Annotated in this window: 21 protein-coding genes and 3 pseudogenes; 13 read left to right on the forward strand and 11 right to left on the reverse strand. The window is 57.4% G+C overall.

Translation table 11 applies throughout. From position 1 onward, the window contains the following. Nucleotides 1–447: 447 nt before the first annotated feature. On the reverse strand, nt 448–1,371 hold the full coding sequence (locus FHT97_RS20175; protein ID WP_183864033.1) for a LysR family transcriptional regulator: 924 nt from the start codon (nt 1,369–1,371) through the stop codon (nt 448–450). Nucleotides 1,372–1,627: 256 nt separating this feature from the next. On the opposite strand from FHT97_RS20175, the gene FHT97_RS20180 reads away from it, so the two are divergent. Further along, a complete protein-coding gene (locus FHT97_RS20180) occupies nt 1,628–2,446 on the forward strand; it encodes an alpha/beta hydrolase (RefSeq protein ID WP_183864034.1) in 819 nt (272 codons plus the stop codon). 251 nt (nt 2,447–2,697) lie between these two features. Here the strand turns inward: FHT97_RS20180 and FHT97_RS30925 are convergent. The 3 genes and pseudogenes from FHT97_RS30925 to FHT97_RS20195 form a co-directional block, all read right to left on the reverse strand. Continuing rightward, a pseudogene (locus FHT97_RS30925) lies at nt 2,698–3,249 on the reverse strand (integrase). Nucleotides 3,250–3,630: 381 nt separating this feature from the next. Beyond that, nucleotides 3,631–3,786, reverse strand: a pseudogene (locus FHT97_RS20190) (SDR family oxidoreductase); the annotation flags it as partial. A gap of 393 nt (nt 3,787–4,179) precedes the next feature. After that, the gene (locus FHT97_RS20195; protein WP_183864036.1) at nt 4,180–5,523 is read right to left on the reverse strand and encodes a PLP-dependent aminotransferase family protein; all 1,344 of its coding nucleotides are present in this window, start codon (nt 5,521–5,523) and stop codon (nt 4,180–4,182) included. Between the two features lie 178 nt (nt 5,524–5,701). Between FHT97_RS20195 and FHT97_RS20200 the strand changes: the two genes are divergently transcribed. Genes FHT97_RS20200 through FHT97_RS20210 form a run of 3 tightly spaced genes read left to right on the forward strand, consistent with a single transcriptional unit; the run spans nt 5,702 to nt 7,093 of the window. Beyond that, nucleotides 5,702–5,881, forward strand: a complete 180-nt coding sequence (locus FHT97_RS20200) for a DUF1127 domain-containing protein (protein WP_183864037.1) — start codon at nt 5,702–5,704, stop codon at nt 5,879–5,881. Continuing rightward, complete coding sequence (locus FHT97_RS20205) at nt 5,878–6,657, forward strand: sulfite exporter TauE/SafE family protein (protein WP_259131358.1); 780 nt, start codon at nt 5,878–5,880, stop codon at nt 6,655–6,657. The genes FHT97_RS20200 and FHT97_RS20205 overlap by 4 nt, the downstream gene beginning before the upstream one ends. Further along, the gene (locus FHT97_RS20210; RefSeq protein ID WP_183864038.1) at nt 6,638–7,093 is read left to right on the forward strand and encodes a hypothetical protein; all 456 of its coding nucleotides are present in this window, start codon (nt 6,638–6,640) and stop codon (nt 7,091–7,093) included. Before FHT97_RS20205 ends, FHT97_RS20210 begins: the two co-directional genes overlap by 20 nt. 867 nt (nt 7,094–7,960) lie before the next feature. On the opposite strand, the gene FHT97_RS20215 is transcribed toward FHT97_RS20210, so the two are convergent. Both FHT97_RS20215 and FHT97_RS30930 read right to left on the reverse strand, forming a co-directional pair. After that, nucleotides 7,961–8,527, reverse strand: a complete 567-nt coding sequence (locus tag FHT97_RS20215) for an HWE histidine kinase domain-containing protein (RefSeq protein WP_246712699.1) — start codon at nt 8,525–8,527, stop codon at nt 7,961–7,963. Nucleotides 8,528–8,571: 44 nt separating this feature from the next. Beyond that, a complete protein-coding gene (locus FHT97_RS30930; RefSeq protein WP_259131355.1) occupies nt 8,572–8,805 on the reverse strand; it encodes a PAS domain-containing protein in 234 nt (77 codons plus the stop codon). A gap of 232 nt (nt 8,806–9,037) precedes the next feature. Here FHT97_RS30930 and FHT97_RS20220 point away from each other — a divergent pair. Further along, nucleotides 9,038–9,479, forward strand: a pseudogene (locus tag FHT97_RS20220) (3-hydroxyacyl-CoA dehydrogenase family protein); the annotation flags it as partial. 210 nt (nt 9,480–9,689) lie between these two features. Here FHT97_RS20220 and FHT97_RS20225 read toward each other — a convergent pair. Together FHT97_RS20225 and FHT97_RS20230 are read right to left on the reverse strand one after the other, a co-directional pair. Beyond that, a complete protein-coding gene (locus FHT97_RS20225; RefSeq protein ID WP_183757861.1) occupies nt 9,690–10,877 on the reverse strand; it encodes a GGDEF domain-containing protein in 1,188 nt (395 codons plus the stop codon). 541 nt (nt 10,878–11,418) lie between these two features. Beyond that, complete coding sequence (locus tag FHT97_RS20230) at nt 11,419–12,090, reverse strand: DUF938 domain-containing protein (protein WP_183864039.1); 672 nt, start codon at nt 12,088–12,090, stop codon at nt 11,419–11,421. A 285-nt stretch (nt 12,091–12,375) separates the two neighbouring features. On the opposite strand from FHT97_RS20230, the gene FHT97_RS20235 reads away from it, so the two are divergent. Further along, nucleotides 12,376–12,789, forward strand: a complete 414-nt coding sequence (locus FHT97_RS20235) for a response regulator (protein WP_183864040.1) — start codon at nt 12,376–12,378, stop codon at nt 12,787–12,789. 315 nt (nt 12,790–13,104) lie between these two features. Here FHT97_RS20235 and FHT97_RS20240 read toward each other — a convergent pair whose 3' ends face one another. Continuing rightward, a complete protein-coding gene (locus tag FHT97_RS20240; RefSeq protein ID WP_183757867.1) occupies nt 13,105–13,335 on the reverse strand; it encodes a patatin-like phospholipase family protein in 231 nt (76 codons plus the stop codon). 297 nt (nt 13,336–13,632) lie between these two features. Between FHT97_RS20240 and FHT97_RS20245 the strand changes: the two genes are divergently transcribed. From FHT97_RS20245 to FHT97_RS20265, 5 genes are all read left to right on the forward strand, one after another. Further along, a complete protein-coding gene (locus tag FHT97_RS20245) occupies nt 13,633–16,230 on the forward strand; it encodes an EAL domain-containing protein (RefSeq protein ID WP_183864041.1) in 2,598 nt (865 codons plus the stop codon). Between the two features lie 41 nt (nt 16,231–16,271). Beyond that, complete coding sequence (locus FHT97_RS20250; protein ID WP_183864042.1) at nt 16,272–17,513, forward strand: type III PLP-dependent enzyme; 1,242 nt, start codon at nt 16,272–16,274, stop codon at nt 17,511–17,513. A 15-nt stretch (nt 17,514–17,528) separates the two neighbouring features. After that, nucleotides 17,529–18,677 (forward strand): DMT family transporter, encoded by a 1,149-nt coding sequence (locus FHT97_RS20255; protein WP_183864043.1) that lies wholly within the window; start codon nt 17,529–17,531, stop codon nt 18,675–18,677. A 385-nt stretch (nt 18,678–19,062) separates the two neighbouring features. Further along, nucleotides 19,063–19,704 carry a VOC family protein gene (locus FHT97_RS20260; protein WP_183757876.1) on the forward strand — a complete coding sequence of 214 codons (642 nt, stop codon included), beginning with the start codon at nt 19,063–19,065 and terminating at the stop codon, nt 19,702–19,704. A gap of 209 nt (nt 19,705–19,913) precedes the next feature. After that, nucleotides 19,914–20,381, forward strand: a complete 468-nt coding sequence (locus FHT97_RS20265) for a hypothetical protein (RefSeq protein ID WP_183864105.1) — start codon at nt 19,914–19,916, stop codon at nt 20,379–20,381. On the opposite strand, the gene FHT97_RS20270 is transcribed toward FHT97_RS20265, so the two are convergent. Then, nucleotides 20,302–22,473 (reverse strand): EAL domain-containing protein, encoded by a 2,172-nt coding sequence (locus FHT97_RS20270; RefSeq protein ID WP_183864044.1) that lies wholly within the window; start codon nt 22,471–22,473, stop codon nt 20,302–20,304. The two genes, FHT97_RS20265 and FHT97_RS20270, sit on opposite strands and share 80 nt — an antisense overlap. 82 nt (nt 22,474–22,555) lie before the next feature. Here FHT97_RS20270 and FHT97_RS20275 point away from each other — a divergent pair, with 82 nt between their 5' ends. Then, nucleotides 22,556–22,723: a hypothetical protein gene (locus FHT97_RS20275; protein ID WP_183864045.1), complete on the forward strand. Its 168-nt coding sequence runs from the start codon at nt 22,556–22,558 to the stop codon at nt 22,721–22,723. Nucleotides 22,724–22,882: 159 nt separating this feature from the next. On the opposite strand, the gene FHT97_RS20280 is transcribed toward FHT97_RS20275, so the two are convergent. Then, nucleotides 22,883–23,308 carry a hypothetical protein gene (locus FHT97_RS20280; RefSeq protein WP_246712700.1) on the reverse strand — a complete coding sequence of 142 codons (426 nt, stop codon included), beginning with the start codon at nt 23,306–23,308 and terminating at the stop codon, nt 22,883–22,885. 786 nt (nt 23,309–24,094) lie between these two features. Between FHT97_RS20280 and FHT97_RS20285 the strand changes: the two genes are divergently transcribed. Next, entirely contained in the window at nt 24,095–25,198 is a 1,104-nt protein-coding gene (locus FHT97_RS20285) for an NADH:flavin oxidoreductase/NADH oxidase (protein ID WP_183864046.1), read from the forward strand. Nucleotides 25,199–25,562: the final 364 nt, after the last annotated feature.

Raw genomic sequence — 25,562 nt, forward strand, 5'->3', positions numbered from 1 at the left:
GAGATGAGCCTCTAGGCCGGTCCAGGAATAACGGGCCCCCACAGCAACAGCGAACGCAAATACTGACGGCGGAACCGATTTCTGTAGATCTAAGGGCGGCCCATTGCCGTCATCATGGGACGGGATCACCTTCCAGCAACAAGTGCGAAGCATCAATCTGAGAAGTTCAGACGGCCGCGGGGGCAATCTCACGCACCAAGGTCTTGAGGCGTACCGGCATCGACACTTTCAAGCCGCAACGGGCGGCCTAGGTGATCGAGGTCGCGACAAAGTCCGCGCCAATATCTGCAAGATTGATCTCAACATAGTCCTGATCGTTTGCGGTCGGCAGGGTCCGTGAACAAAGTCGGCATTCGACTGTAAACCGACATCGGCGAAAGGAATATGTCCCTAAAACCAGTCCGTCAGTTCTGGATGCGGCGCCCCTCCGACAAAGCTTGATCTCTACTATGGAACCTCAGCATAGCGGATGATGCTCTGATTCTGTACGTTCGCGACTAGTTCATCAGAACGAGACAAAAATCGGCGGAGCAAAGGTGAGGAATTTGAATCGTTGTATCCTAAGGTGAGATCAATTGTCGGAGGCACACCCTCAAGTGCTCTAGCAACGACATTTGGAGTCAGCATATTTTGCGCATAAAGCGGAATAAGCGTTATTCCACCTGTAGACACGACGAGCGACATTGCTGATGGTAGGCCTTCGCCTTCGTACTCTGCCTCGAGTGTGATCCCGACGCTCGACGCGTAATCTTGGATTACCGATTGCAATACGGGAGAAATTCTAGCCGAACTCACGTAAGTTTCGCGCGCAAGGTCCTGGGGCTGGATCTTTTTACGCGACGTCAAGCGGTGGTCCGCCGGCATCACGGCGATCAGTGGCTCCTTAGCTAAAAACTTGAAGGAGACACCAAGACTCTGCGTCTCGGGGCGAAGGAAAGCGACGTCCAGCTTGCCTCGCATCAGTGCCAGAGCAAGGTCTGGGGAAGACTGGCTAGACAATATAATATCAACCCCCGGCGCTTCCTCACGAATGATGCGCAATGCATGGGGTAGCCACACGACCTCTTGGCCTGCGAGAAAACCGATAGCGAACGACTGTTTTTCTGGCCGTTCTGCCCGCCGGGCTCCTTCCGCAGCGGCCTCGACTTGCAACAACGCCAGCCGCGCGTGATCAAGAAACACTTTACCGGCAGCGGTGAGCGTCACGCCGCGCGACTGCCGTTCCAACAGTTTCACACCGACTTCGGTTTCAAGATCGCGAATTTGCCTGCTGAGTGAAGGCTGGGAAGTGTGAAGCCGCCGTTCGGCTGCGGTCAGGAAGCTTCCCTCCTCCGCAACAGCAACAAAATAGCGCAAATGCCTCAGTTCCATCGGGTCTTCGCTATACCTTCAAGGCATAGCTCGAACGTACAAGGTATTTGTCTTTGATAAAAGTAGGATTTAATCAATGTCGCAATTTCGGGATACAATCGAACACGCCTCACCGGAGTATTTCGCTCGCGAGTCGAAAGGAAAGATGAGGTATTCCTGACAATCTTGCGTTGTTTATTTCAGCGCGCGTGGGTGAGTGGCTCTAGTTGAGCAATTATGACTTTAAATGAGTTAACAGCACGGATGGAGCGAGACCATGCCTACAATCACTACCACGGACGGCGTAAACATCTTCTACAAGGACTGGGGCTCAGGCCAGCCGATCGTTTTCAGCCACGGCTGGCCGCTGTCGGCGGACGACTGGGACGCTCAGATGACCTTCTTTCTTCAGGCCGGGTACCGGGTGATCGCCCACGACCGGCGCGGCCACGGCCGGTCCGACCAGCCCGGCACCGGCAACGACATGGACCACTGGGTTGCCGACCTCGCGGCCCTCACTGAGCACCTCAACCTGCGCGGCGCGATCCACATCGGCCACTCCACGGGTGGCGGCGAGGTAGCTCGCTATGTCGCCCGCCACCCGGAGCGGGTCTCGAAGGCGGTACTCGTCGCTTCCCTGACGCCGAACATGTACCGGAGCGAGGACAACCCATCCGGTCAGCCGCCGGAGTGGTTCGAAGCGATCCGCGCGGGCGTGCTTGGCAACCGCTCGCTGTTCTTCCGGTTCGTCCCTGAAAACCCGTTCTACGGTTACAACCTGGACGGGGCCGAGCCTTCGGAGGCGATCATTGCAAACTGGTGGCGTCAGGGCATGACCGGGGGGGCCCTGGCTCACTACGCGACTGTCGACTCTTGGCTGGAAGATTATACGGAAGACCTCAAGAAGATTACCGTGCCGGTATTGGTGATGCATGGCGAGGCCGATCAGGTCGTCCCCTTTGCGAGTTCCGTGCCGCGTGCGGTCGACCTGCTCAGGAACGGGTCGCTGAAGACCTATCCAGGATACCCCCATGGCATGCTGACCACACATGCGGATGTCCTCAACTCCGACCTGCTCTCGTTCATCAGGTCTTGACGACATCGACCGGACCGCGGCCTTCAACCTGTCACCCGGGAGTGCCGGGTGACACCTGTTGCCATTGACATGCCAGCATTGCTGGCGTTGCTGCCATCTTCGGGTTTTATTGCGCTCAACGCGATGGCAGCCTTTGGGACCTGGCCATCGTGTCCGAACGGCTGAAATGCCGGCGCATAGTCGCTTCCTCGAATCGACGGTGCCGCTCGATTATGCACGAACGGCATCGCCCGGTACGGTGCTGCAAATTTTTAGATCTCCGTGCGCTCGGCGAGGTCTATGTCAACGCCGAGATACCTCACTGAGTAATCTTGGTATGGCCAAGCAGGATCTGGATCGCTCGGAGGTTGCCACTGGCCTTGGATCAAGGCAGCCTTCGTTCGTCGAAGGGAATGCGTGCCGTGATCTTGCCGACGCAGCCAAATCCCAGTGACCCACTCATCGACCAGTCTGGCGTGTTGCCGTGTGCTGAGATGATCGGGTGGTCGACTCGACTGGGGAGAGACATAGTCATCGACTGTTCCTCCCCGTGCGGCCGGTCTTCTGAACGACCATCGCTCGAGTTCGAATTTCGTGGCACGTGACGAGGGTCCCAATTTTGATTTTTGGCAAATCGCAGCCGCGGAGCTCGCTGTCGATGGCGAGATCGAACGCGCTCGATCTCGCATCCTTCCTTCTCGGTCGAGAAAGAAGCACACTGCACAGATCTTGCGCTGCTTCAGGGGCTTCTTGACGCCAACTTGCTTGCCTGCGTTCCAAGCAGGTCGACCCAGTGCAGCAGGATCGTATTGTGAGATACCCATTTCAGTTCTCCTATGGCCACCATTGGCCAGAGGGAGAACGCAGAGCTCTCGGTTCTATGACGCGGCCGGAAATAGACTGACCGGAGTTGGGGCCCGGATGGAATTGCAACCACAGAACAGGTGAGCTCAATGATCACTTCCGCCATCATTGCAGTCATGTGAGCGCCAGGTTTACAGACCAAGAAGTTACCATTATGCGGCTACGCGCCTCTACGGCCCACCGCCGCATCATTGCGCAGGCCGGCGTTTGGCCAATGGGGCAAGTGATGCCTATGCACGAGCACTTCGCCAAATCGCGGAGGCGTTTGCGACCTTTGGTGACATTTACCGTAGCTCAGACAGGTCATGTCCACACACCGAACGGTACGGTACGCACGTGCTTTAGGTGGTGGGCACGGTCCCACCGTCGATCACATGCTCGGTGCCGGTGATCGATGACGCTCTATCAGATGCCAGGAAGGCGATCAGGTCCGCCACCTCTTCCGGCTTGGCCGGTCGTCCGAGCGGTATGCCGCCAAGCGAGTTCATGATCACCTGGATCGCCGCGTCATAGCTGAGCCGGCTTCCTCGGCGATACGCGTCCTTAGAGACTGGCCACCCTCTCTAGCACCACTAGCGTTGTACTACAGAATCCGCCAGCGGCTTTCACAGCGTTCATCCAAGCTGCGCGTGAATTTGCCGCGACCCAAGATCGGAGGACAAAGCAGGAAACGTCAATCGAAGGGAGGCTCGAGCGTGGTGCTCGCCCCCATGAGGGATTCGGCCACTTGCGGCGATCACTCGGCATTGGGCGGCCGGCGGCACATGAGGCCCGATAAACAGACTTCTCCCAATGCCAGGCAAATGGCAGCTTCTGCCACCGGCACGAACGACCGAACGTGTAAGCTGACAACTCCAGCCAAGGCGTCGAGTTAATCGACTGGAAGTTCTTCACTCCGTCGCTTCGAGATCGTGGTCACTGGACCGGAGTAGGGCGGCAAGCGTGCGGAGTCCCGTCTCGAGCTGATCGATTGAAGGCGCCGCCAGGGCAAGCCTGACGGCGTTAGGCGCGTGGCCGGGGTTGACGGCGAAGGTTGTCGACGGGGTCAATGCGATGTCGCGACGGGCTGCGGCCGCCACGAAACTCTGGGAGCGCCAGTGCTGCGGCAGCGTCAGCCACAGATGATAACAGTTCGGATTGGCCTGGAAGTCGAACCCCGCGAGACACTCGGCGGCGAGCGCCTGGCGTACCTGCGCGTCGCCGCGCTTCAGGCGCGCAAGTTCTGCGGCAGCCCCGTCCGTCATCAGACGCTCCGCCGCAGCGAATGCGAAGCCCGATGCGGTCCAGCCCCCGGAGCGCACTGCCGCCATCACGCTTTCGCGCAGCGCAGGCGGGGGGACGATGAACCCTAAGGTGAGCCCCGGTGCAATCTTCTTGGAAAGGCTGTCGACGACGATGCAGCGATCCGGAGAGAGACTGGCAAGTGGCGGGCCGTCCTCGAGAAAGCTGTACACATTGTCCTCGACGATCCAAAGATCAAGCTCATCGGCGGCGCGAACGAGATCGCGTCGACGGGAAGCCGGCATTGTCGTTCCCAAAGGATTGTGCACTGCTGGCTGAACATAGATTGCCGACAGGTTTGCCTCCTGGTGCGCCTTGCGTAGCGCGTCTGGACGCAAGCCCGAAGAATCCATCGCGAGCGGAACCAACGAGATGCCCAGTCGGATCGCGACGCCCTTTATGAATGGATAGGTCAGGGCCTCGACGCCGCATCGTCCGCCGTTCGGAACAACGGCCGCTAGCGCCGCCGCGATGCTCTGGCGGCCGTTGCCAGTGAATACGAGTTGCTCCGGGTTCGGAGACCACTCGGTTCTCGCGAAATAGGCCGCCGCGACGTCGCGTATTCCACGGGTGCCGACGCTGGTCGCTTGTCTCAAGGCAATCTCCAACGCCGCAGGCTGACCCAGTCCCTCCAGGCTCCTGGCGACGATGGCCGTTTGGTTGGGGAGGGTGGGGTAGTTGAACTCGAGATCGATCCGAACGTCGCGGGGTTCGCCCGGTGCGGCGGCGCCCCGCCTCGCTTCACCGGATATGAACGTGCCTCGACCGACCTCGCCAACGACCAGTCCTCTGCGCAGAAGCTCTGCGTAAACCCGGCTTGCAGTGGAGACAGCAATCTTACGCTCATACGCGAATGCTCGCTGCGGTGGCAGGCGATCGCCAGGTTTAAGAGCCCCGGCGGCGATCTGCGCGGCGATCGTGTCGGCGAGCTTCAGATATTCGGAATTCGCCATTATTGCTCCGAGCTCAATGTTTTTATTGTACCGATATAGTATCGGAGCATAATGCCCTCGTCAACCGGTGGCGCGGGGCACTATCACAACCGCAATCATTCCAGGCCGCCTGCCGATCTCGACCAGCGGAAGCGACGACGGCCTCGCGTTGCAGCGGGTCAACCGATGGAGAATGGAAATGATCACAGTGCTCTCAGCATTCAGGAAGGTTCTGCGCCACTACGGGCGTCGTATCGCGGTGTCAAAGCTTCGCGAACTTGACGACGATGCTCTGAAGGACATCGGTCTTGCGCGCTCTGAAATCGAGGCCGCAGCCTTCGGCCGGATGCATGCCTACAGCCGAGGGAGGAGGTCGTGACCACCCAGCCAATCGCTGCAGATCTGACCTTGATGACCGTTCTGGTCGCTTTCACAGGGGTCTTCTTGATCTGCTTCCTGAAAGGGGCGTTCGGAGGAGGATTCGCTATTGTCGGGATCCCGCTCCTGTCGCTCGTGATGGATCCGGTAACCGCCGGTGGCCTGCTCGCTCCCCTGTTTGTCGCCATGGACCTCTACGCGCTCCGCTATTGGAAGCCAAACACGTGGTCGCGGCAGGATCTCGCCCCGTTGCTTCCCGGACTTATTGTCGGAATCGGGAGCGGATATCTGCTTTTCCGCTTTCTCGACCATCATGCGATCGAAATCGTCATGGCTGTCGTCACACTGATCTTCGTTGGGCTGTGGCTCGCGGGAGGCGGCGGCGTTTCCATTCGGCCTCGATCGACACCCAAGGCTGTTGCAGCCGGGCTGGCGTCGGGCATCACCACGATGGTTGCTCATTCCGGCGGACCGCCGCTTGCGATGTACCTGCTGCCGCTCGGTTTGACCAAGGAAGTCTATGCGGGAACGACCAGCCTCTTCTTCACGGTCGGCAATGCCACCAAAGCCGTTCCGTGGTTGATGCTGGTGCGGCCGGAAGGTGCTGACCTGGTGCTAATGGCCGTATGCTTGCTCGCGGTTCCCAGTGGTGTCGGAATGGGCTGGCGACTTCATGGACGTCTCGATCAACGCCAGATCTTCCGCGCATGCTACGCACTGCTTGCTGTGACTGCTGTGAAGCTTCTGTGGGACGGTGTTGCCGGGTATCTGGTATGAAGATCACCAGGAGGTGAGGGTCGATGTGGTGGCGATGTCCTTCCGTCCGTCGCTCAAGAACGTCGTCGGAAAAAGGCAGGCGGTCTCGCGGGATACAACTATTCCCGGCGATGCGGAAGGCGGGAGAGGACGGGTTGGTCTGGACGGTCATCGATTTGTGGGGATTCCTTTCGAAGCCGAGCAGGAAGGTGTCTGGCACCACGATTCGTTTTCGGGCCTCTGGGGTTTCGAAATTGAAGACCTGATTGTCTATCTCAAGGCAAAAGCGAAGAAAACATGTCCTGCTTTCACCCGAAGTCCAGTTGCTCTGGATCGAAGTGGAGAAATTCCGAGTCCGCTATCGAGCGAACGGTGCCGCAATGACACGGCAATCGATGCAGTCGCGACCGAAAATTTCAGGCGACCAATTCATGAGGTACCTTCGCAACTGACCTGATCGTGAAGAGCGGTTGGTCCGTGACCGATGCAGCAAATATGATAGTCGCCGAATATGTTTCTTGCCGAAGGTCTAACGGGGCAGATGCTCGGTCACCGAGTTATCCTCAGTGAAGGACAAGCTGTTCAAGGTGTGCACAGAATGACAAGTTCTAGTCGGATGCCTGCACAGCAGGGCTATGACGGGATTCGAGAATTAAAGAGATTGCCACTATGGGGTCGCGCTCCACGTGCAGACGCATCGCTGCAATGGCAGTTGCCTCCAGTCGGAGCCGCAGCAATGAGCGGCGACTGGCGAGGATCTCAAGCTGAAGCTCGAAGACTTCGTCGATGCGCAGGTCGTGCTGGTCGCCATGTCTCAGGTCTTCGGCGCGATCCAGAAGAAAACTCGAAGTCCGAGATCAGCAATCAGCTCGATGCGACACCGGGCGAATGTCTCGGCCATCGGACGCCGGCCTAGGTCTTCCGCAAGAAGCTACGCGCGCAGATGAAACATGTAGCTTAACGCGGCGCGCAAGTCGCGGTTCGCCATGAACCCTCAATCTCTGGACAGCCGTCTCGCTCACTGATCGCGGTTGGCAAGTGCGGAAGGTGCTTGTCGGTAAGTGGCGCGATCCCTACTAGCCGTCGATCAGCTTACGAATGGCTCGGACAAGTTGACCTTAATCGGTGGGCTTTCCCACATTCAACGCGGTGGCGAGGATAGGGAAGGGAGCCAGTTCGTGCGCTGCGGATGCGGTTGCAAGCACAAAGGGGATGCCTCGCTTCTCAAGCTCCACCGCCACTGGCGTGACCTTCTGCCGCCTCGTCCTCGACCACGAGAACGCTGTCGCCGTGGTTTCCACTTCCTCGGGGGCGCTCACATTTCTCACACCGGGATCTTGATTAGAGCGATAAAACCCTCAGCGGGATAGGAAAGTTCCACCGATCCTGCGATGTGGACGCTGAGCCCTTCGATCAGTTCGCTCCCATAGCCCCTCCGCTGCGGATCCGACACAGGTGGCCCGCCTTTCTCGCGCCATTGACAGGCGATCAATTGGCGCCCTCGCGTTCCGGTTTCCAACTCCCAGCTCACGTGGATGCGACCTTGCGACTCGGATATCGCACCGTATTTCATCGCGTTGGTGGAAAGCTCGTGGAAAATCATGCTGACTGGAAGCACTTTCGCGCTTGGCACCTCGACGGTCGGACCTGAGCAATCGAGCCGTTTCGAAACTCCGATGCTGATCGACTCCCTCATGAGGAATTCGAAATCGGCAGTCTCGGAACGGGCGGCGATGTCCTGCGGCTTGAACGTCACGTCGAGGCGACCGAGCAAAGCCTCTTTGAAGTTCGCCGCATCAGGCTGATCGGCCCGTGTGTTCGTGATGACGGATCGGACAACAACCGACATGTTCTTCATTCGATGCCGCATTTCCGCGACAATGAAGTCCATTTCAGCGTCGTGACGTTGGCGTTCCGTCACGTCCTCGAACATAACTAGGATATTGCGGCTGTTGTCGTCGGGATGGATAAGCCGCCGCGCGTCCACGGAGGAAGGTCCGTGGCCCGATGTTCGGGAATGTCCCACTGTCTGTTTCCGAGAGAGAAGAAATTTTCTGAGAGAATGTCGTCCCTGTCGACCCCGAAGGCTTCTATGAACGCATTGTTGGCTGTCGTCACGCAGAAATTCTGATCGATGACGACGACCGGTTGCGTCATCGTGTCGACCACATGCGTATTCCTCCGCGCTCGCGGCTTCCCGTATATGGCATCCTTTGGGCTTTGATCGGCCCATGTGATCAGCTCACTCACGACGGCATCATTGTACGGCGTCTGAACAACGGCTGGCTATAGGGGCATCTGCCTCCGCCTCGCCGAAACGCTTCGAGAAAATGAACTTCTTTTTTTGTTCGACAAGGCATGGCTGAAATGTGAACAGCCGGGCCGCCCTTGCGACCCCCATCCGGCACCTGCGATGCAGCTGGTGGAGCTGATCCGGGGCGATGCGACCAGCAGAGAAACATTCGAGACGGTTTATGACGTCATCAAGCGACTCGGCAAAACTGCTGTGGTCGTAGATGACTATCCGGGCTTCACCGTGCATCGGACCTCATTTCAATGATCAATGAAGCGGTCTACGCTCTGCACGAGGGGGCGAACTCAGTTCGCGAAATCGACAACAGTATGCGGCTGGGTGCCGATCGCCCAATGTGACCGCTCGAACCTGCCGATTTCATCGGTCTGGACACCTGCCTCTCCGTTATGAGTTCGTGCGCGTAGGGCTCGCGGACAGCAAATATCGACCTAGTCCCCTGCTGGTCAAATACGTCGAAGCCGGCTGGGTCGGACGAAAGTCAGCGAAAGGATTTTACGACTATCGCGGGGATGTGCCGGTGCCAAGCCGCCAATTTAGCGGGTGGACATCGCCACGGCAGTCCTGCCACCAAGAGCACGTCGTTACTCGCTCCGTTTTCTGCTGTAATAGTAAAATATGTCTCTGCCGGCCATTCCGGCCACTGATAGCGCTTTTCGGACTATGCCGCTACTGTCTCACGCAGGCTCCAAAAGCAGGCAACTTTAAGGGCTAGAAATAGTCTGGCCTGAACAGCCCGTTTTCACGACACCACCCGAATATCCGGCGACGCAGAACGGGCACTTCGAGCCTGTCTAACGCAATTTCTTCCGGCTCGCTTTGCTTCGTAAAGCGCCATGTCGGCCCGGCGCATTGTGTCGTCAAGACTCTCCCCGGCGACGACTTCCGCGACACCGAAACTTGCGCTCACGGTTAGCGACTTAGGCAAACCCTCTACAGTGATTGCCATCGTCTCGCGCCGCGCAACACCGGCAAATAGCATGGCCGCATCGACCGTGGTGTTCGGCATAAACACCCCAAACTCCTCCCCGCCGATACGCCCGACGATAAAATCCGGCTCGGCTATGGATTTCAGGAGGTCGGCAAAGGCTCGGATCACTTGGTCCCCGGCATGGTGTCCGAACGTGTCGTTGATACTTTTGAAGCGATCGATATCGCAGATCATGACAGAATGTAGGACAGCAGGTGCAACCAGGCGCGCAGCGGAGACACCATTCTCGAAGCCTCGGCGGTTGGCAAGACCCGAAAGCATGTCCCTTTCGGAATTGCTGCGCTCGTCAGCCATGATATCGAGGACGAGCACCGAAAGCAGTGTCAGACCCACCGCTACAATCAACACCGCAGTCGATCCCTGAGAAATCACTGCATAGTTCGTGTGAACGTAATCGGCGGCTTTGGTACCAGCACCCGCGGTCACCGCCAGCGCAGCTTTCGCAAAGAAATGTAGACCGGTTGCAACGAGCAGAAAGCCGAGGACCCGATCGATCTTCGCGTGGCGCGCTGAAGCAAAGACCGCCACAGCACTGGCGAGAACGACCAGGGCAAACGGTGTTTGATAAGATATGGCGTGCCGAAGCGTGCTACGCGGCAAACCATAGATAACGAGATCGAGTACGACACAAGCTGCGAAAAAAAATGTGGCCCAGAGCGGCGCTATTCGGACGTCATAAAGCTCGCCGATACCCACGCGTAGAAGGATCATCCCCCCAAGCACGCTTCCAAAGGCCAGAACGGCGAAGAGTCGCGGCAAGTCTGTGTATGCAACAAGGAGTTCACTAATGGCGGAAAGTGAAGCGACAGCGAAACCCGCCGAGAACCACAGTGCGGCCTGACGCGATCGGCTGCGCACTGCCACGACGGCGAAAACCAGTGCAAAGCAGATCGCGATGATGAAGTTCACTACAAGGAAAAAAACTGCTCCGTTCACCATTGCCACATCCCACTACAAGCCCGGCCGAAGCTTCAGTACAAGTGTCCTAATAAATTGTGAAACACGAAATAGCGATCGTTGCCCGAGGTCGCATTATCACCCTGGCGATCCAGGTCACTTCACTCGATCCAGTCTCGCTTCATAGCGGGACTGGATCCGCAGCCGCAATAAGACAAACGCGGGGCGGTGGCTAGATTCCTTTCAACTGCACTGGATGGCGAATGACGGGCTCTCAGGTTTTGTTCCGGCGGGACCTTCGAGAGCTCGTCCGCTGTCGAGCCTCTTTCGGAGGTTTGCGATGAGCATGTTTTAATGACGGCTTCACGTCCATAGTGTGGAGCCATCGGCCGCCGTTGCTGCGAAGCGGACATGACGCCCTCCAGGATCCGCTGACCAAAGGCCGCAACCGAGCGCAACTCCTTGGCACGGCTTGCATTCGGTTCAGTGGCGACTGACACGACGCGTCCTTGCTTTTTTGTTGCAGGGCACCCGCTGGCACGTTTGTGGTACCCGATCTTCCGGGGCCTGGGACGATTGTCGTTCAGGCACTGCCGCTGGAGAAGACCAGCAACATATTGTTGGTAGGCATCTCGATCGCCTCGCTGAGACTAAGTCCAGCGGCCTCGCCCACTTGTTCAAGATCAGCGATATCACGCACACCCCAGGATGGGTTGCGCTCCTTTAGAGCCGCGTCGAAAGCAGCGTTCGAGGGGGCGTTGTGTGCGCCGTCGCGCATGAACGGGCCGTATAGAACAAGAAGCCCACCAGCGCGAAGCAAACGGCCAGCTCCTGCGAACAATCCTAAGCTTGCCGCCCATGGCGCGATATGGATCATATTGATCGACACGATGGCGTCAAAAGCCCCCATTTGTTCGACGTCCCATTGTCCTGAGCACACATCAATATCCCGCGGTGCCAGCACATTCTTCAGCCCTGCGAATTTGCTCCAGCTAGACGTGCTGGTGCGAGCGTCGGCATCCGGATCACTGGGCAGCCAGGTGAGGTTGGGCATTGCTCCCGCAAAACACACGGCGTGCTCGCCAGTCCCGCAACCAATCTCCAGCACAGCGCCATGTGTTGGAAGGACACGTTTTAGGGCCGTGAGGATCGGCGCCGAATTTCGCGCAACGGAAGGCGAGAACATGCGCTTGTCGGCGCTTACGTCGCGCTGTTCCAGTGCAACAGGCGAACGGTCGTCCTTCTCTGCGGGCATGGGTCTTGAATCCACTTTGGCGTTGTCTCCCACCTTATAGCTGAAACGATGGGACTGAAACCACTTGGTCTAACGCGGCCCCGTGGAGGTTCAATTCTATGAACCTTGTTATTCGGTGAATGCATAGCGCATAACTGGTCTGCATAAAGTCGCATTTATTTTGGGCGTAATTGAAGTATGGTCGACGTGGGAAAGCAAAATGCGAGCCTCTAGATTGCTGGTTTGAATACGTCCTTCCGTTGCTCCCGATCGGAGCAAGGAGAACAATGCACCCGGGGGACTGCGTTGAAACAGAAAGACATTCAACCCGAACTCGCCGGCGCGATTCTTATCGTCGAACCCGATGCGGATCTGTACTCTCGCATCGCGGCTCAGTTGGCATGCACGGGCCTCGCTGCGATCCCTGCGATAAACGCACTAGAAGCGCTAAGTATTCTCGACCGGCGAACTGACATCGGGCTTGTGTTCACCGCCGTAAACATGCCAGGTCCACTTGACGGAGTTGCTCTTGCTGTTCGCATTCATCGTGAGCGACCGGATCTCGCAATTGTCATAACATCGGGAGTCGTTAGTCTCCGGCAGTCTTCGCTTCCCCCACGCTGTCGGTTCCTGAGTAAGCCATATGAACCTGAGGAGGCGATTAAATGCTTCCGGTTCCTGCTGGGAGTTAACACACCTGTTTCGACCGTTCGGATTTAGGGGAAGACCCGCTCAAGCTTATAAAATGAAAACCGCGAAGGCCTTTGCGACAAATCGTTCAGCTGCCGTAATTCGCGGGGACGTCGCATAGGGTTGCTCTGCAGCCTGTTTTACCCCGCTTGAGATGGCCTGGGCATCGACTTTAAATCAGGATCGGGCTTGGCATCGCCTGGAGCCGGGAAGAACCGACCGTTAACATGCGATGACATCGTCGATAGCGCACGTCAATGGCGCGGGCGTAGGCAATCCAACGCGTGATCGTCAAAACGATCCCAACCGGTTTCCGATCGCTGTCACCGCGTTCCGGGCCACCGCTCATAACGTCAGGTGCGGTGCGCTGGAAGGGCTAAAGCCGGCTATCCCGTTGACGCGGCGCCAGGATGTCTCGAGCGCCGCCATTACACCTTTCTCCCCGTCCAGCGCAACGCCGTGGGCAAGAACGACCGCATTCATCGCCCCCGCGGATGTGCCGGTAATGCTTGAAATGACCAGGCCGGCCTCGTCGATGATCCGCTCGATTACCCCCAGCTGAACGCCCGAGCGCACCGCCACTTTGCAGGGCGAGATCGATGGCTATAGGCTCTCGCCGGATGACATGTTCGCGTTGGAATTGCTGCTTGGTCTTAGTGGTATGGTAACCTTCCCATTTCAGCATCTCTAGACCATGGCGAATATTGCGGCGTAGCCAGAGACAAATGCCACCATATTTCAGTGGTTTAATGGAATAAAACACGCGGGGAAATCAGATCCATATATTGTTAACCAACGCGAAAAGTTACAATTCTAGTTAACTGAGAATTTGTATCTCAACTCGTAGTTTTGAAAAAACTTCATGAGGAAAAGATGCGCGCCTTCGTTCCCCATACGGCCAACTTTTTCGGTCGCGATTTCAACCGCAGGATCGTATTTCCTATGGCTGGGATCCTCATCGTGGCAATTACGATTGTCATTGCCATTGTTGTTCTATCCGCGCGTCAGCAAAACAGCCTTGAAGTCGAAGCATCCACCAAGCTTGCAACTACGGCTCTCCAGGTCAAGGCGCGCGAGGTCGCGCGCAATCTGCGGGACTATGCGGTTTGGGAGGACGCATACAAAAACCTGCACGACAAGAGCAACCTGGAGTGGGCGGCAACCGACGGGAATATCGGGGCGAATATCTTTGAAGGCCTGGGCTACGAGATGGCCTTTGCTGTCGATGCCAACGAAAACACCGTATACGCAGTGATCGAGGGCGTTCCGCAGAAGGTTGATGCCCTCAAGCTGATGCCACGTGGATTGCGTGATCTCTTGCATGTCGCTGCCATACAGACTGACCCGGTTACGAGCTTGATCAAATCAGGGGACAATGTCTACCTGGTTGCGGCCAGCGCTTTGTTGCCTCCCTCGATTGATCGATCGACGGTTAATCCGCGCAAACTTACGATGCTGGCTTTCGCAAAGCGGCTCGACCAGAGCTTCCTGGATCGCATGGGACGAGACTACTTACTCTCCGACTTGAAGATCTCGCTTCATGAGGCCGGTGGAGCGGAGGCATCTATACCATTGCTGACACAAGACAGGGTATTCCTCGGAGCGATTACCTGGTCACCCGCAAAGCCGGGATACCAGCTCCTGCAGTTTATCCTGCCCCCGCTATGTCTGGTGCTTGCAGTTCTGGCGGCGTTTTCAGCTCTTGTCGTGCGCAATGCCAGGCGTTCGACGAAGGAATTGGAGGATTCCGCCAAAACCGTGGAAGCCTATGCTCAGACGCTGAAGGAGAGCGAAGTAAGGTTCAAGGACGTGGCGGAAGCATCGTCCGACTGGATTTGGGAAACCGACCATTCGCTCAAACTGGTCTACTTCTCGGCACGTTTTACCGATGTCACCGGGTTGCCCGCCTCTGATGTTCTCGGGAAGACACTCGGTCAGTTCTTTTCAAGTGACGCTGACTCTGACGGTTGGAAGCGGCTGGTCGAGGGATCTGATGAGCACGTCTCGTTCAGAGATCTTCGCTGCTGCTATCGCGACGCAAAGGGTCACATCCGCATCTCCAGATTGGCCGGTCGTCCCATCCTTGGCACGACAGGGGAATTCCTTGGTTTCAGGGGGACAGCGACAGACATTACCGAAGAAGTGGAAGCCCAGGAACGGGCAAGCCATCTGGCGCACCACGATGCCCTGACTGGACTTCCGAACCGCGTTCTGTTCCGGGAACGTCTGAATGTTGCTCTTACGTCGAATGCCGAGCAGACCGCGAGAGTTTCGGTGATCTGCCTCGATCTCGATCACTTCAAGGAAGTCAACGATACCTTGGGCCACGGTGCTGGAGATCTCCTGCTTCAGCAACTTTCGGGACGGCTGAGGGCATGCGTACACCAGAATGACACCGTCGCCCGACTTGGCGGTGATGAGTTCGCGATCATCCAGATCGGCCTCAACCAACCGCTGGAAGCCGAAGAACTCAGCCGAAAACTCATCGATGTCGTCCGCGCGCCTTTCATCATTGAAGGGCAGGATCTTCATGTCGGAGTTAGTATCGGGATCGCGATTGCAAACGTGGATGATGCCGATCCGGAACGGTTGCTCAAAAGTGCGGACATCGCACTTTACCGAGCCAAGCAGGGTGGTCGGGCGACCTACCGGATTTTCGAGGCTCAGATGGATGCCGAACTCCAGGAACGCAAGACTCTCGAATATGATCTTCGTCAGGCGGTCCTGAAGGACGAACTCGAGATTCACTATCAGCCGTTGATCGATCTTGCACAGCATGGCGTTGCGGCCGTGGAAGCGCTGGTTCGATGGAGGCATCCGATCCGCGGTCTCGTGTCTCCGGCAGAATTCATTCCGCTCGCAGAAGAAACCGGCCTCATCGTCTCGATGGGCGAGTGGATCCTCGAGACGGCCTGCCGACAGGTCATGGAATGGGATGGACTGCGCGTCGCGGTAAACCTTTCACCCGTGCAGTTCCGCAACAAGGAGCTGGTCGAGACAGTGCGCCAGGTCCTGGTACGCACAGGGCTCGATCCTGCGCGCTTGGAACTCGAGATAACGGAAAGCGTCCTTATCAACGACACATCAGCAGCCTTGGAAATCCTGAATGGCCTCAAGAGCTTGGGTGTCAAGATTGCCATGGATGATTTCGGCACCGGCTATTCGTCGCTCGGCTACCTGAATTCGTTCCCCTTCGACAAGATCAAGATCGACAAGTCCTTCATAGGAGACATGAACAGCAAGGATAAGTCGGGCGCCATTGTGAAATCCGTCATCAGTCTCGGCCAGAGCCTGAACATGACCACGACTGCAGAAGGCGTTGAGACGCCGGAGCAGGCCGCGTTCCTTGCCCAGGAGGGTTGCGACCAGCTGCAGGGTTACTACTTCAGCCGCCCTGTGACCGCACCGGAACTGTCCGCCTTCATCGGGCGCTGGGCTTCCGGTAAGGAAGCTGGCGAAGAAGCCGCATAGCTTTCGCGCACGACGAATAATCAAAAACAGGTTCAACGAAAATGAATGCCCATGCCCTTTCGGCCGAGCACGTACTCGGCCACGACGCGCGACATCTGCAAGGTCAGATTGAGACAGCTTTTTCGGGCGACGGAAGGACCCTCCGGCCCGCGAAGGATGCGCTCAGAAATTTCGCAAGCGTGGATGCGGTCATTGCGGAGCTCAAGCCGTCAGAACCCGTCTTCTGCATCACGCCCGAAAGACTACGCAGTGCTGCTGCGAGCTTCTCTTCGTTTCCCGGGACCTGCCTTTACGCCGTCAAATGCAATCCTCATCCGTTTGTTCTGGAGACCCTTTACCAGACCGGAATTACAAACTTTGACGTCGCCTCTCTCGACGAGGTCGAACTGATTGGCAGCCTGTTCGGAAGCACCGCTGGAAAGTTCTACAACAACCCGGCGAAGACACGCCGTTCGATCCGAATGGCAAATGATCTGCACGGCATTCGCTTCTATACGGCCGATTGCCTGGAGGAGGTGGACAAAATAGCCGAGGAAGCCCGCGGTAGCGATCTCGTGATTGCCGTCAGGCTCGCCACGAATGGAACCGACGCTCGCTATGTTCTCTCGACCAAATTCGGTGCGATGCCGGACAAGGCAATCCACCTGCTGCGTCACATCCGCTCAAAGGGGATCAAGGCGGGGATTTCATTTCATGTCGGTTCACAGTGCCTCGCACCTGGTGCGTTTTCAGAGGCTGTGGAACTTGCCGGAGACGTGGCGAAGCGGGCAGGAGTGGAGCTCGCGGTTCTGAATGTCGGTGGTGGTTTTCCTGCTCCTTATCCAGGCGATGACGTTGTTGGCCCGGGGCATTATTTCAAGAGCGTCGCGCGCGCACTGCGCAATGGCGCAATACCTCGCTCCTGCTCCATCTTATGTGAGCCCGGCCGAGCGCTCGTCGCCACCGCCGGGATCACGCTCGTCCAAGTGGTGATGAGGCGTGATCACAATCTTTTTCTGAACGACGGAGTATTTGGCACCTTGCAGGAACTCGGGCATTCAAAAGAACGCCGGCCGGTGCGTCTCATTCCGAGCAAACCGCGTGTATCCGCCACATACACCGATTTCAAGGTCTGGGGGCCGACCTGTGATTCAAACGACGTGCTCGGTGCACCTTTCAGCCTCCCGGATGATGTGCGTGAGGGGGACTGGATCGAGGTGGGCATGATGGGAGCTTATAGCCTCTCCATGCGCACTCACTTCAACGGATTTTTTGCCGACAAGATCGTGACGATCGGAGCATAGGAGACAGGCTTCGAAATGAAACGATTGGCCGCTTCTGCAATCGGAGCCATGGGGATCGTGCTTTGGGCAAGCGAAACCGTGCTCGTAACCTATACGACTTCCATCCCTCCACTGCAGACGGTTTCGATGGCGTTCCTCTTCGCGGCGGCTCTGTCGCCGGCTGTATGGTACCTGACCGGAAGCCATCCTCTTCTCGCCTTCCGGCAGCCGATCCATGTTTGGCTGCTGTCGGTGAGCGCGCTTGTTGGCTATCATGCTTGCATCTATTACGCGACCCAGAAGGCGCCGCCGGCCGCAGCTGCGCTGCTTCAAGGGACTACCCCACTGATGATCGTTCTTGGCTCCTGTCTTCTGCCGGGCGAGAGACTCAGATGGTGGCACGTCGTCGGTGTTGCCGTCGGACTGTTCGGCGTGCTGCTGCTCATCGAGCGCGGCGGTGATGCATCCATATCCGAGGGTGCGCCGTTTTACCTGACGCTCATCGGGATCGCTGCCGCGCTCTGGGGCATCTATTCGGTGCTGACCCGGACACAGGCCGCAGTACCCTCGTCTGCTCTCGGGTGGTTCTACGCAGCATCTGCGGCCGTATCCTTCCTGGCACATCTGGCGCTTGAAAGCTGGGTGGCGCCTAGTGTGGCGGAATGGTCCGCGATGGCAGCACTCGGCGTTCTGCCCATGGGCCTGGCGATCTACATGTGGGATCACGGAATGAAGCGTGGCGACATTCAGGCGCTTGGCGCGTTCTCTTATGTCGAGCCTTTTATCGGAGCGGTCCTTGTTGCGATCTTTTCCTCAGCAGCGATTGAAGCCTCCTTGTTTTGGTCAGGCGCACTGATTGTGGGTGGCGCTGCATTGGCGAGTTCGGGGCTCTGGAAGCCCGATACAAAGGACGATAACGAGGGAAAGGAAGCGACGATGCGTACGCCCGGAGCTCCGGTGCCCAAGCGGTCTATCCTTCAGCTGCTTGCCGAGGCGGATTCCAAAGGTGAGCTTGCTTCAATCAACAACAGGCTGCTTGAGCGCCTCATCGAGATTGGTCGCGATTACAACGATCCCCGCAAACACGATGCTGAGCTTGCGGAGTTGCTTCTCGCTTTGGGCATTTCGGTAGCGATCTGGGATAAGGCCATCACAGAGAGCGACGCCAGGGAAATTGCGGCCTGAGGCATTGCTGCTATCTGCTCTATGTCAGACGAGGGCGTAGCGAGCGGTCTGAAAACCAATCCCCGGGACGGCAAGCCTTCTCATGGTTTTAACATGAGGCTTTGGAAACAGGCGCTCTTCGAGGCTTGCCGAAGAAGGATCAGCGCCCATTTCACCTTGTGCAAAAGCCCCGTTGTAAAGTTTGGAAATGGCCTATCCGGTGTTCATGAATTACTATTGAGCGCTCAAGGGTAGGCGCATCGGCCACCTGGCAGCAGCTCGAGTTCATTTTTACGTAGCACGCATCATTCAAATTCATACGGAAGCCGATCCAGGCCTCCATGCGAACCGCAGCTGGAATCACTGGAACGCGATCATCTCGGGATCGAGGACGGAGGAGACAAGAATGAGTATTCTTGGTGAAGGCAACGGCAAAGCTGGCAAGACGAACGTCGATCTAAAGCTTGAAGTCGTCGCGATTCCCGTCGCTGATGTTGATCGCTCGAAACGCTTCTATTCCGCGTTGGGGTGGCGGCTCGACGCCGACTTCCCGGTCGGCAATGACTTCAGGGTGGTGCAATTCACGCCGCCTGGCTCACCCGCGTCCATCCATTTCGGCGTCGGCATCACCAGCGCCGCTCCCGGTTCTGCTCAAGGACTCTATCTCGTCGTCACAGACATCGAGGCGGCTCGTGCTTCGCTCGCGAGCGGCGGTGCGCAGGTGAGCGAGATCTTTCATCGCGACGGCCCCGGGCAACCGGCAATCGAGGGCCGGGATCCAAACGGACGAAGCTACAGGACCTATGCGACCTTCAAGGATCCGGACGGAAATGCCTGGCTGCTGCAGGAAATCACGCAACGGCTTGAGGGACGGCAGAGCACCGAGGTTACGTTCGCGTCACCTGCAGAAATCGAAGGCGCCCTGCGAAGGGCGGCTGCTGCTCATGGTGAACATGAGAAAATCACGGGAAGGCACGACGAGAATTGGCCGGTATGGTATGCGCATTTCATCGCCGCCGAGCAGTCCGGCGGGCCGCTGCCCAAGTAGCGTGCGCCATCCAATCAGCAGTTTCACACCGGAATAACAGAGAATTGAACGCCCGGTTTTTTCCTGTCAGCGAAACTGCGCCGATCTCGTCACCACCCAAACCTTTGTTGCAGCCTCGTAGCGGCTGCCAGTGTACCGTTTGAACATCTGGCACGGTACGCTAGCTTTAATTTTTCCGGTACACGAGCCAGGACGAAGACATGGGTAAGATGGTGGCGTGCCTGCTTGCAGCGGGACTTCTATTCCAATTGCTGGCCACGAACGCTGACGCAGCCAACGCGCTCGAACGAGCGATCGGGGAGGCACAGCCATGCAAGTCACTGAAAGCGAAGGTGTCCAGCTTCGGTGTGAGCATCGATGTTGGAATCGACAGGTTCGACACGGCCAAGATCGAAAGTCTGCAGATCTCGGTGAATGGCGACGCAGCCGAGGCAAGTGCGAGGGGGACGCTTGCTTGCAAGACATCTGACGATGCCCTCGTGAGAGGAGGCTTCTCGGCGACCGCACAGGTTCATCTAAAGGTCGACCTCGCAACATGCAAGACGACCGAGAGCTCGATAGAGATCGTCGGGACAGGCGGTCGTTTCGGTGACATCGTCAAGGGACTGGAGGATGAGATCGCAAGCGCGCTTCGCCGCAGCCTGGAGAAAAACGTGGCCAAGTTCTGCCAGAGTTAACCGCAGACTGAGGTAGCAATTCTTTCGAGCTGAGCCGGCAGTCAAAAAGGCGTTCGACGTCCACGGTCGGAAGCGGCCTCGCGAAGAGATATCCCTGGAAGACCTCGCATCCCGCCCTTTCCAGGAAACGCGCCTGTGCTTCGGTCTCTACACCCTCCGCAACGACTTCCAGTCTCAACAATTTTGCCAGCGAAACGATGGCATTGGTGATTGCCATGTCTTCTGAATCGTTCGGGATATCTGCGATGAACGATCTATCAATCTTGAGTCGGGACAATGGAAATTTCTTGAGCATGCTCAAGCTGGAATAACCGGTCCCGAAGTCGTCGATCGAGAGGCTTACCCCCAGGGCCTTCAATTCATGCATCCGTGCGATAGCTCCCTCAACGTCCTGCATGATGAGGCTTTCTGTGACTTCCAATTCGAGCCACTCCGGGTCAAGGTCCGCGTCGGCCAGTGCCTGACTGACGTGAGAGGTCAACGACGGCTCCAGGAACTGGCGAGGCGAAACGTTGACCGCAACGCGCACGCGGGCAACACTACGTTTCTGCCAGTCTTTGGCTTGCTGACATGCCTTGTTGAGGACGATATCGCCGATCGCGACAATCAAACCCGTTTCCTCGGCGAGGGGTACGAACTCCGATGGAGCAAGGACTCCTCTTGTAGGATGGTTCCATCGGACAAGCGCCTCGACACCAATCACATTGCCTGTATTGGCGTATTGAGCCTGGTAGTGAACGACGAATTCATCGCTCTCGATTGCCCGACGGAGGTCATCGATACGCGCAAGTTTGTTTCTTGCTTCCGCGGCCATCACAGGCGTGAACATCTGAATACCGTCACGCCCAGCCTCTTTCGCTCGGTAAAGGGCGAGATCCGCATTGGCGCAGAGTTGCGAGGAGGTCACTCCAGGCCGCTCCAGGCATGCCACACCGATACTGGCCGTGATGCGAAGGTCGATTCCCGAGATCGATATCGAAGTTGCGATCGCCGCTCGCAAACGTTCAAGCCGATCTCTGAAAGATTCGTTGGTCTGTCCTAGAATCAAGACAAACTCGTCGCCGCCTATGCGTGACACCAATCCGGCTTCGCCGACCTCACGGACGATCCTGTTGGCAACGGCCTTGAGAAGTTCGTCACCGGCGGCATGCCCGAGGCTGTCGTTGATGAGTTTGAAGTTATCGAGATCAAGAAAGGCGACGGCGACGGCTTTGTCGTCGTCTACGGCATTGGTGAGCATCCTCTGAAGGGTGCGGTCAAGCAAAGTTCGGTTCGGCAGGCCTGTGAGCACGTCGTGTTCCGCCAGATGGGCGATACGTTCGACGTCCCGGTTTCTATCGAGTGCGATTCCGATTGTCTGCGCGACAGCGGACAGGAATTCCAGTACGCCCGCGTCTTCGTCTGCGAGTTTGGAGATCATCAGTGACCCGTGCCGCCCGCCATCTCGGGAGGCTATCGGGAGCGCCAGGGTTTCGGGGGAGGGCGCGTCCAGGGTCTCGCCATGGATCACGATCTGCACGCTTCGTGATGGAAAGAGGCTGCGCAGCGTGACGATGAAGTCTTGCAGGAGTGATTGGATTTCGACACCTCGCGCAACGTTTTGCAGAAGTTGCGTCTGGGCCCGCATCAGCTCTTCGGCGCGCTTGCGGCTTGTGATATCTCGCGAGGCGCCTACAACGCCGATGACGTTGCCGTTGCGGTCGCGCAGTGGAACGCGAGTCATCATCAGCCAGCCATCCCCTGTGAGGCGGGGCTCCTCCACGCCGAGATCCGCGAGACCGGTCGTCATGACCTGTCGCTCGATCTCGTCGATCTCCTGTGCGAACGACGACGGGTGAATATCGAAGTCAGTCAGTCCCACCAGTTCGTCCACATGCGAAAAGCCGTTGTTCCTCACCACCGCACGGTTCGCGAACAGGAACCGGCCTTCGAGATCCTTCGCATAGATGAAATCTGGCACGTGATCGATCATCGCCTTAAGCCATTCATGTCGCTCGCCTGGGTCCGAAGATTGTGTGTGCTTGGTATTCTCGTTTGTGTCGGGGACTGCCGGCTTGGTCGCTTCTTGCCGGATTTTTCTGCGGGCGCTCATTCCATTCCTCACAGCCTGATTGGCTTATGGCGAACGTTAGGCACAACGTATTATGCAACTATGAAGAAGGTGGCCGAGCGCCATGGTTGATATCTTCCGTTTTGAGGATGGTGAACGATCCGTTTATGGCGATTGGTCGAGTTGTGAACTCGACGATCGAGACAAACCGAACCCTATTTCGATGCGAGACGTACTGGCGATCTTCGGCCAGATCTTCGCGAAGGAATGCGCCCGTAACAGGGTGCGTTAGATCAAGTTTGGTGAATTGAAGCGACCCGACGTCCTGCGCTGACCCTCGCATCCGCAACAGCAGGGGGCTTTTGTTCGCAACCGAACGGAGACCTATTCAATAAACGCGCTATGCCCGCAAATGACGCCGCTCTCCTTGAGTGTTGCGACGTCAGGCGCTTCAGCATGGCTCGCGATTTAGGATTCCTAGCGTCCTTATCTGATCCGCAAGCGTCAACAGTGCCTTCGCAACAGTTTCGTCCGACATCAGCTCAACATTTCGGGCGATGTCGTCAATCACCTGTTCGGTGGACGCGTCGATAGGGAAAATCTTTCCGTTTTTGACGAGTAGATCCCGCAGAGCGCTAGATGCGGCAATGCTGCGCTCCAACAGGCGGCGCCGATCCGCCATCGGTAGCTTGGAAAGATGGTTCGCCGCTCGGACGAGATCGACGACGAGGTTGGTGGTGACTGTCAAGAGATTTGAACTCCAACGTTCTTGCGACCGCAAACCTACCCGTATCTTCATCACACTTTCGAGGATTGCAAGCTCGCCCCCCAGTTCGCAAGCCGGGCCAGCAGATGATTGTTGGCCGCAGTCCTTCAAGTGTATCCCCGCCGAGGCAATCTGGGCGGCGGATCAGATCCGGAATCTGTCCGCACTTGGCCACAATTGCTGACCTCCAGATCCGACGTGCTGCCTGGGGGCATCGAGCCAGGCGATCCCACAAAAAGGGTCCTGCTTGGTTCGAGCAAGCGGGGCAGTGCTGGCTAGGTGAGGAACAACGGAACGTGGAACCCCGTTCTTCCGGCCACCAACATACCATCTCAACGTTTGTTGCATGCTGAAGGAGAGGGCTCACATATTTGTCGACGCTGTTTCGAACGATTGGATGGAGAAGAGCGCTCTCGGCCTTGCTGAAACCTCTTCCCCTCCCAATGACGATACTAACTCGAAAGCCCCGCTTGCCTGAGAACAAGCGGGGCCACACTGAGGAAAACAACGGTGGAGCGCAATCAAATCGCTTTTTCGACGCCTCAAGCAGTAGCCGCTCGCGTTTGTTCCAAAGTATCAGCATCTTCAAGCCCCGGAAACTAGGGGGTGAGCATGCGCATCCTGCGCACTATGGAGCAAGCGGCGGTCTTGAGACCCCCAAGTGAGGAAAGCCTTTTGGCTTCCGTTTCGGTGGGAGCCGTCTAGTCGGGAATGAAATTGATTGCATTGGTTCGGATCGTCTCATCGAAATTGTACGCTGCTGGCTCTACGGTCCGAAAACAGCACGACTGCGCAAGGGACCGTCGATAGATTACCCGTCAACTTGCGAAAGTGGCAACTCACGGACAATATGGTGCCACCGTCCTGCATTTCTTATCGCTCAAGTAAGGGAACCCTATGCCAACTCCTGTTCTTTTCACTCCTTTTCGCGTAGCCGGGATGGAGCTTTCAAACCGAATTGTCATCGCCCCGATGTGCCAGTATTCAGCGGAAAATGGATGCACAACTGACTGGCATCTGATCCATTTGGGCCAGCTCGCCCTATCGGGAGCGGGATTGCTGACCATAGAAGCGACTGCCGTATCGCCGGAGGGGCGGATCACCTTCGCCGATGTCGGGCTATACGATGACGTTACGGAAGCCGCCATGGCAAGGACCCTTCAAGGGGTACGCAGATATTCGGACATGCCGATCGCGATTCAGCTCGCTCACGCTGGGCGTAAGGCTTCGACAAGCATCCCATGGCGCGGTGGCCAACAAATCCCGCCTGATCAGATGAACGGCTGGCAGACAGAAGCGCCTTCTGCTGTAGCGTTCAGTTCGGAGTACGTGCTACCGACGGCTCTGGATCTCGGCGGTTTAGAGCGCATTTGCAATGCTTTTGCCTCAGCTGCAAGACGGGCGGCCAATATCGGTATCGATGCCGTCCAGATACACGGTGCGCACGGCTATCTGTTGCATCAATTCCTGTCACCGCTGTCCAATCTGCGGACGGACAACTATGGCGGAACGATCGAAAATCGAATGCGCTTCCCGTTGGCGGTCTTCGACGCGGTCCGAAGCGCGTTCACGGCAGGCAAGCCCGTCACGATGAGGGTTTCGGCGACGGATTGGGTTGAGGGTGGCCTTGAACTGGCCGAAGTCATTGCCTTTGCGAAAGCGCTTGAGGCGAGGGGATGTGACGCCATTCATGTATCAAGCGGCGGCCTGCATCCCAAACAATCGATCCCCGTGGGTCCAAGCTACCAGGTCCCGCTGGCACGGGCCATCAAGAATGCAGTGAAAATCCCCGTTGTGGCTGTCGGATTGATAACTGAGCCGGTCCAGGCTGAAGCGATTGTATCGACGGGCGACGCGGATCTGATTGCAATTGCACGGGCGGCACTTTACGATCCTCGTTGGCCTTGGCACGCTGCCGCGGCACTTGGCGGTCAGGTATCGGCTCCTCCGCAGTATCTGAGGTCGCAACCGTCGCAGTACAGGAACCTGTTCCGGACGTAGCTCTACGAAGTGAAGGATTCGACCTCGGCCCCCAGGATTTTTCGCGACTTTGGCTTTGGTCGTTCGCCGTTCACAGAACCTTTTTGAGGTCCCACCCATTTTGGGGCGCTTCCAACCGCGTCTTGCAGCCCTGACGTCCGCCTCGGCGGCCGCTTCCGTTTCGCCTCCGGCATCCCCTCAGCCCAAACACTTATCCAATATCGGCCGCCATGAAGATATAACGGCCGAGGTTGGCGCGGCGACCAGATGACTATCTCGCCCGGAATAATCTCCCGGGTCGACTTAGCGCGACCCGCCTTCCGAAGTCCGGCCCCTGGGCGAAGTGCCATTTTCGGAGCGGTCTCGAAGCTCGGCCTTTGCGATC

This window comes from Rhizobium sp. BK399, from assembly GCF_014194695.1.
Lineage (GTDB): Bacteria > Pseudomonadota > Alphaproteobacteria > Rhizobiales > Rhizobiaceae > Rhizobium.

Bases quoted from the DNA above. Each gene is read 5' to 3' on its own strand.
- FHT97_RS20195 (WP_183864036.1), bottom strand. From the start codon at position 5,523: ATGGCGAATTCCGAATATCTGAAGCTCGCCGACACGATCGCCGCGCAG.
- FHT97_RS20180 (WP_183864034.1), top strand. From the start codon at position 1,628: ATGCCTACAATCACTACCACGGACGGCGTAAACATCTTCTACAAGGAC.
- FHT97_RS20245 (WP_183864041.1), top strand. From the start codon at position 13,633: ATGCGCGCCTTCGTTCCCCATACGGCCAACTTTTTCGGTCGCGATTTC.
- FHT97_RS20275 (WP_183864045.1), top strand. From the start codon at position 22,556: ATGGTTGATATCTTCCGTTTTGAGGATGGTGAACGATCCGTTTATGGC.
- FHT97_RS20200 (WP_183864037.1), top strand. From the start codon at position 5,702: ATGATCACAGTGCTCTCAGCATTCAGGAAGGTTCTGCGCCACTACGGG.
- FHT97_RS20225 (WP_183757861.1), bottom strand. From the start codon at position 10,877: ATGGTGAACGGAGCAGTTTTTTTCCTTGTAGTGAACTTCATCATCGCG.
- FHT97_RS20260 (WP_183757876.1), top strand. From the start codon at position 19,063: ATGAGTATTCTTGGTGAAGGCAACGGCAAAGCTGGCAAGACGAACGTC.
- FHT97_RS20250 (WP_183864042.1), top strand. From the start codon at position 16,272: ATGAATGCCCATGCCCTTTCGGCCGAGCACGTACTCGGCCACGACGCG.
- FHT97_RS20230 (WP_183864039.1), bottom strand. From the start codon at position 12,090: ATGCCCGCAGAGAAGGACGACCGTTCGCCTGTTGCACTGGAACAGCGC.
- FHT97_RS20270 (WP_183864044.1), bottom strand. From the start codon at position 22,473: ATGAGCGCCCGCAGAAAAATCCGGCAAGAAGCGACCAAGCCGGCAGTC.
- FHT97_RS20175 (WP_183864033.1), bottom strand. From the start codon at position 1,371: ATGGAACTGAGGCATTTGCGCTATTTTGTTGCTGTTGCGGAGGAGGGA.
- FHT97_RS20285 (WP_183864046.1), top strand. From the start codon at position 24,095: ATGCCAACTCCTGTTCTTTTCACTCCTTTTCGCGTAGCCGGGATGGAG.
- FHT97_RS20215 (WP_246712699.1), bottom strand. From the start codon at position 8,527: ATGGACTTCATTGTCGCGGAAATGCGGCATCGAATGAAGAACATGTCG.
- FHT97_RS20265 (WP_183864105.1), top strand. From the start codon at position 19,914: ATGGTGGCGTGCCTGCTTGCAGCGGGACTTCTATTCCAATTGCTGGCC.
- FHT97_RS20255 (WP_183864043.1), top strand. From the start codon at position 17,529: ATGAAACGATTGGCCGCTTCTGCAATCGGAGCCATGGGGATCGTGCTT.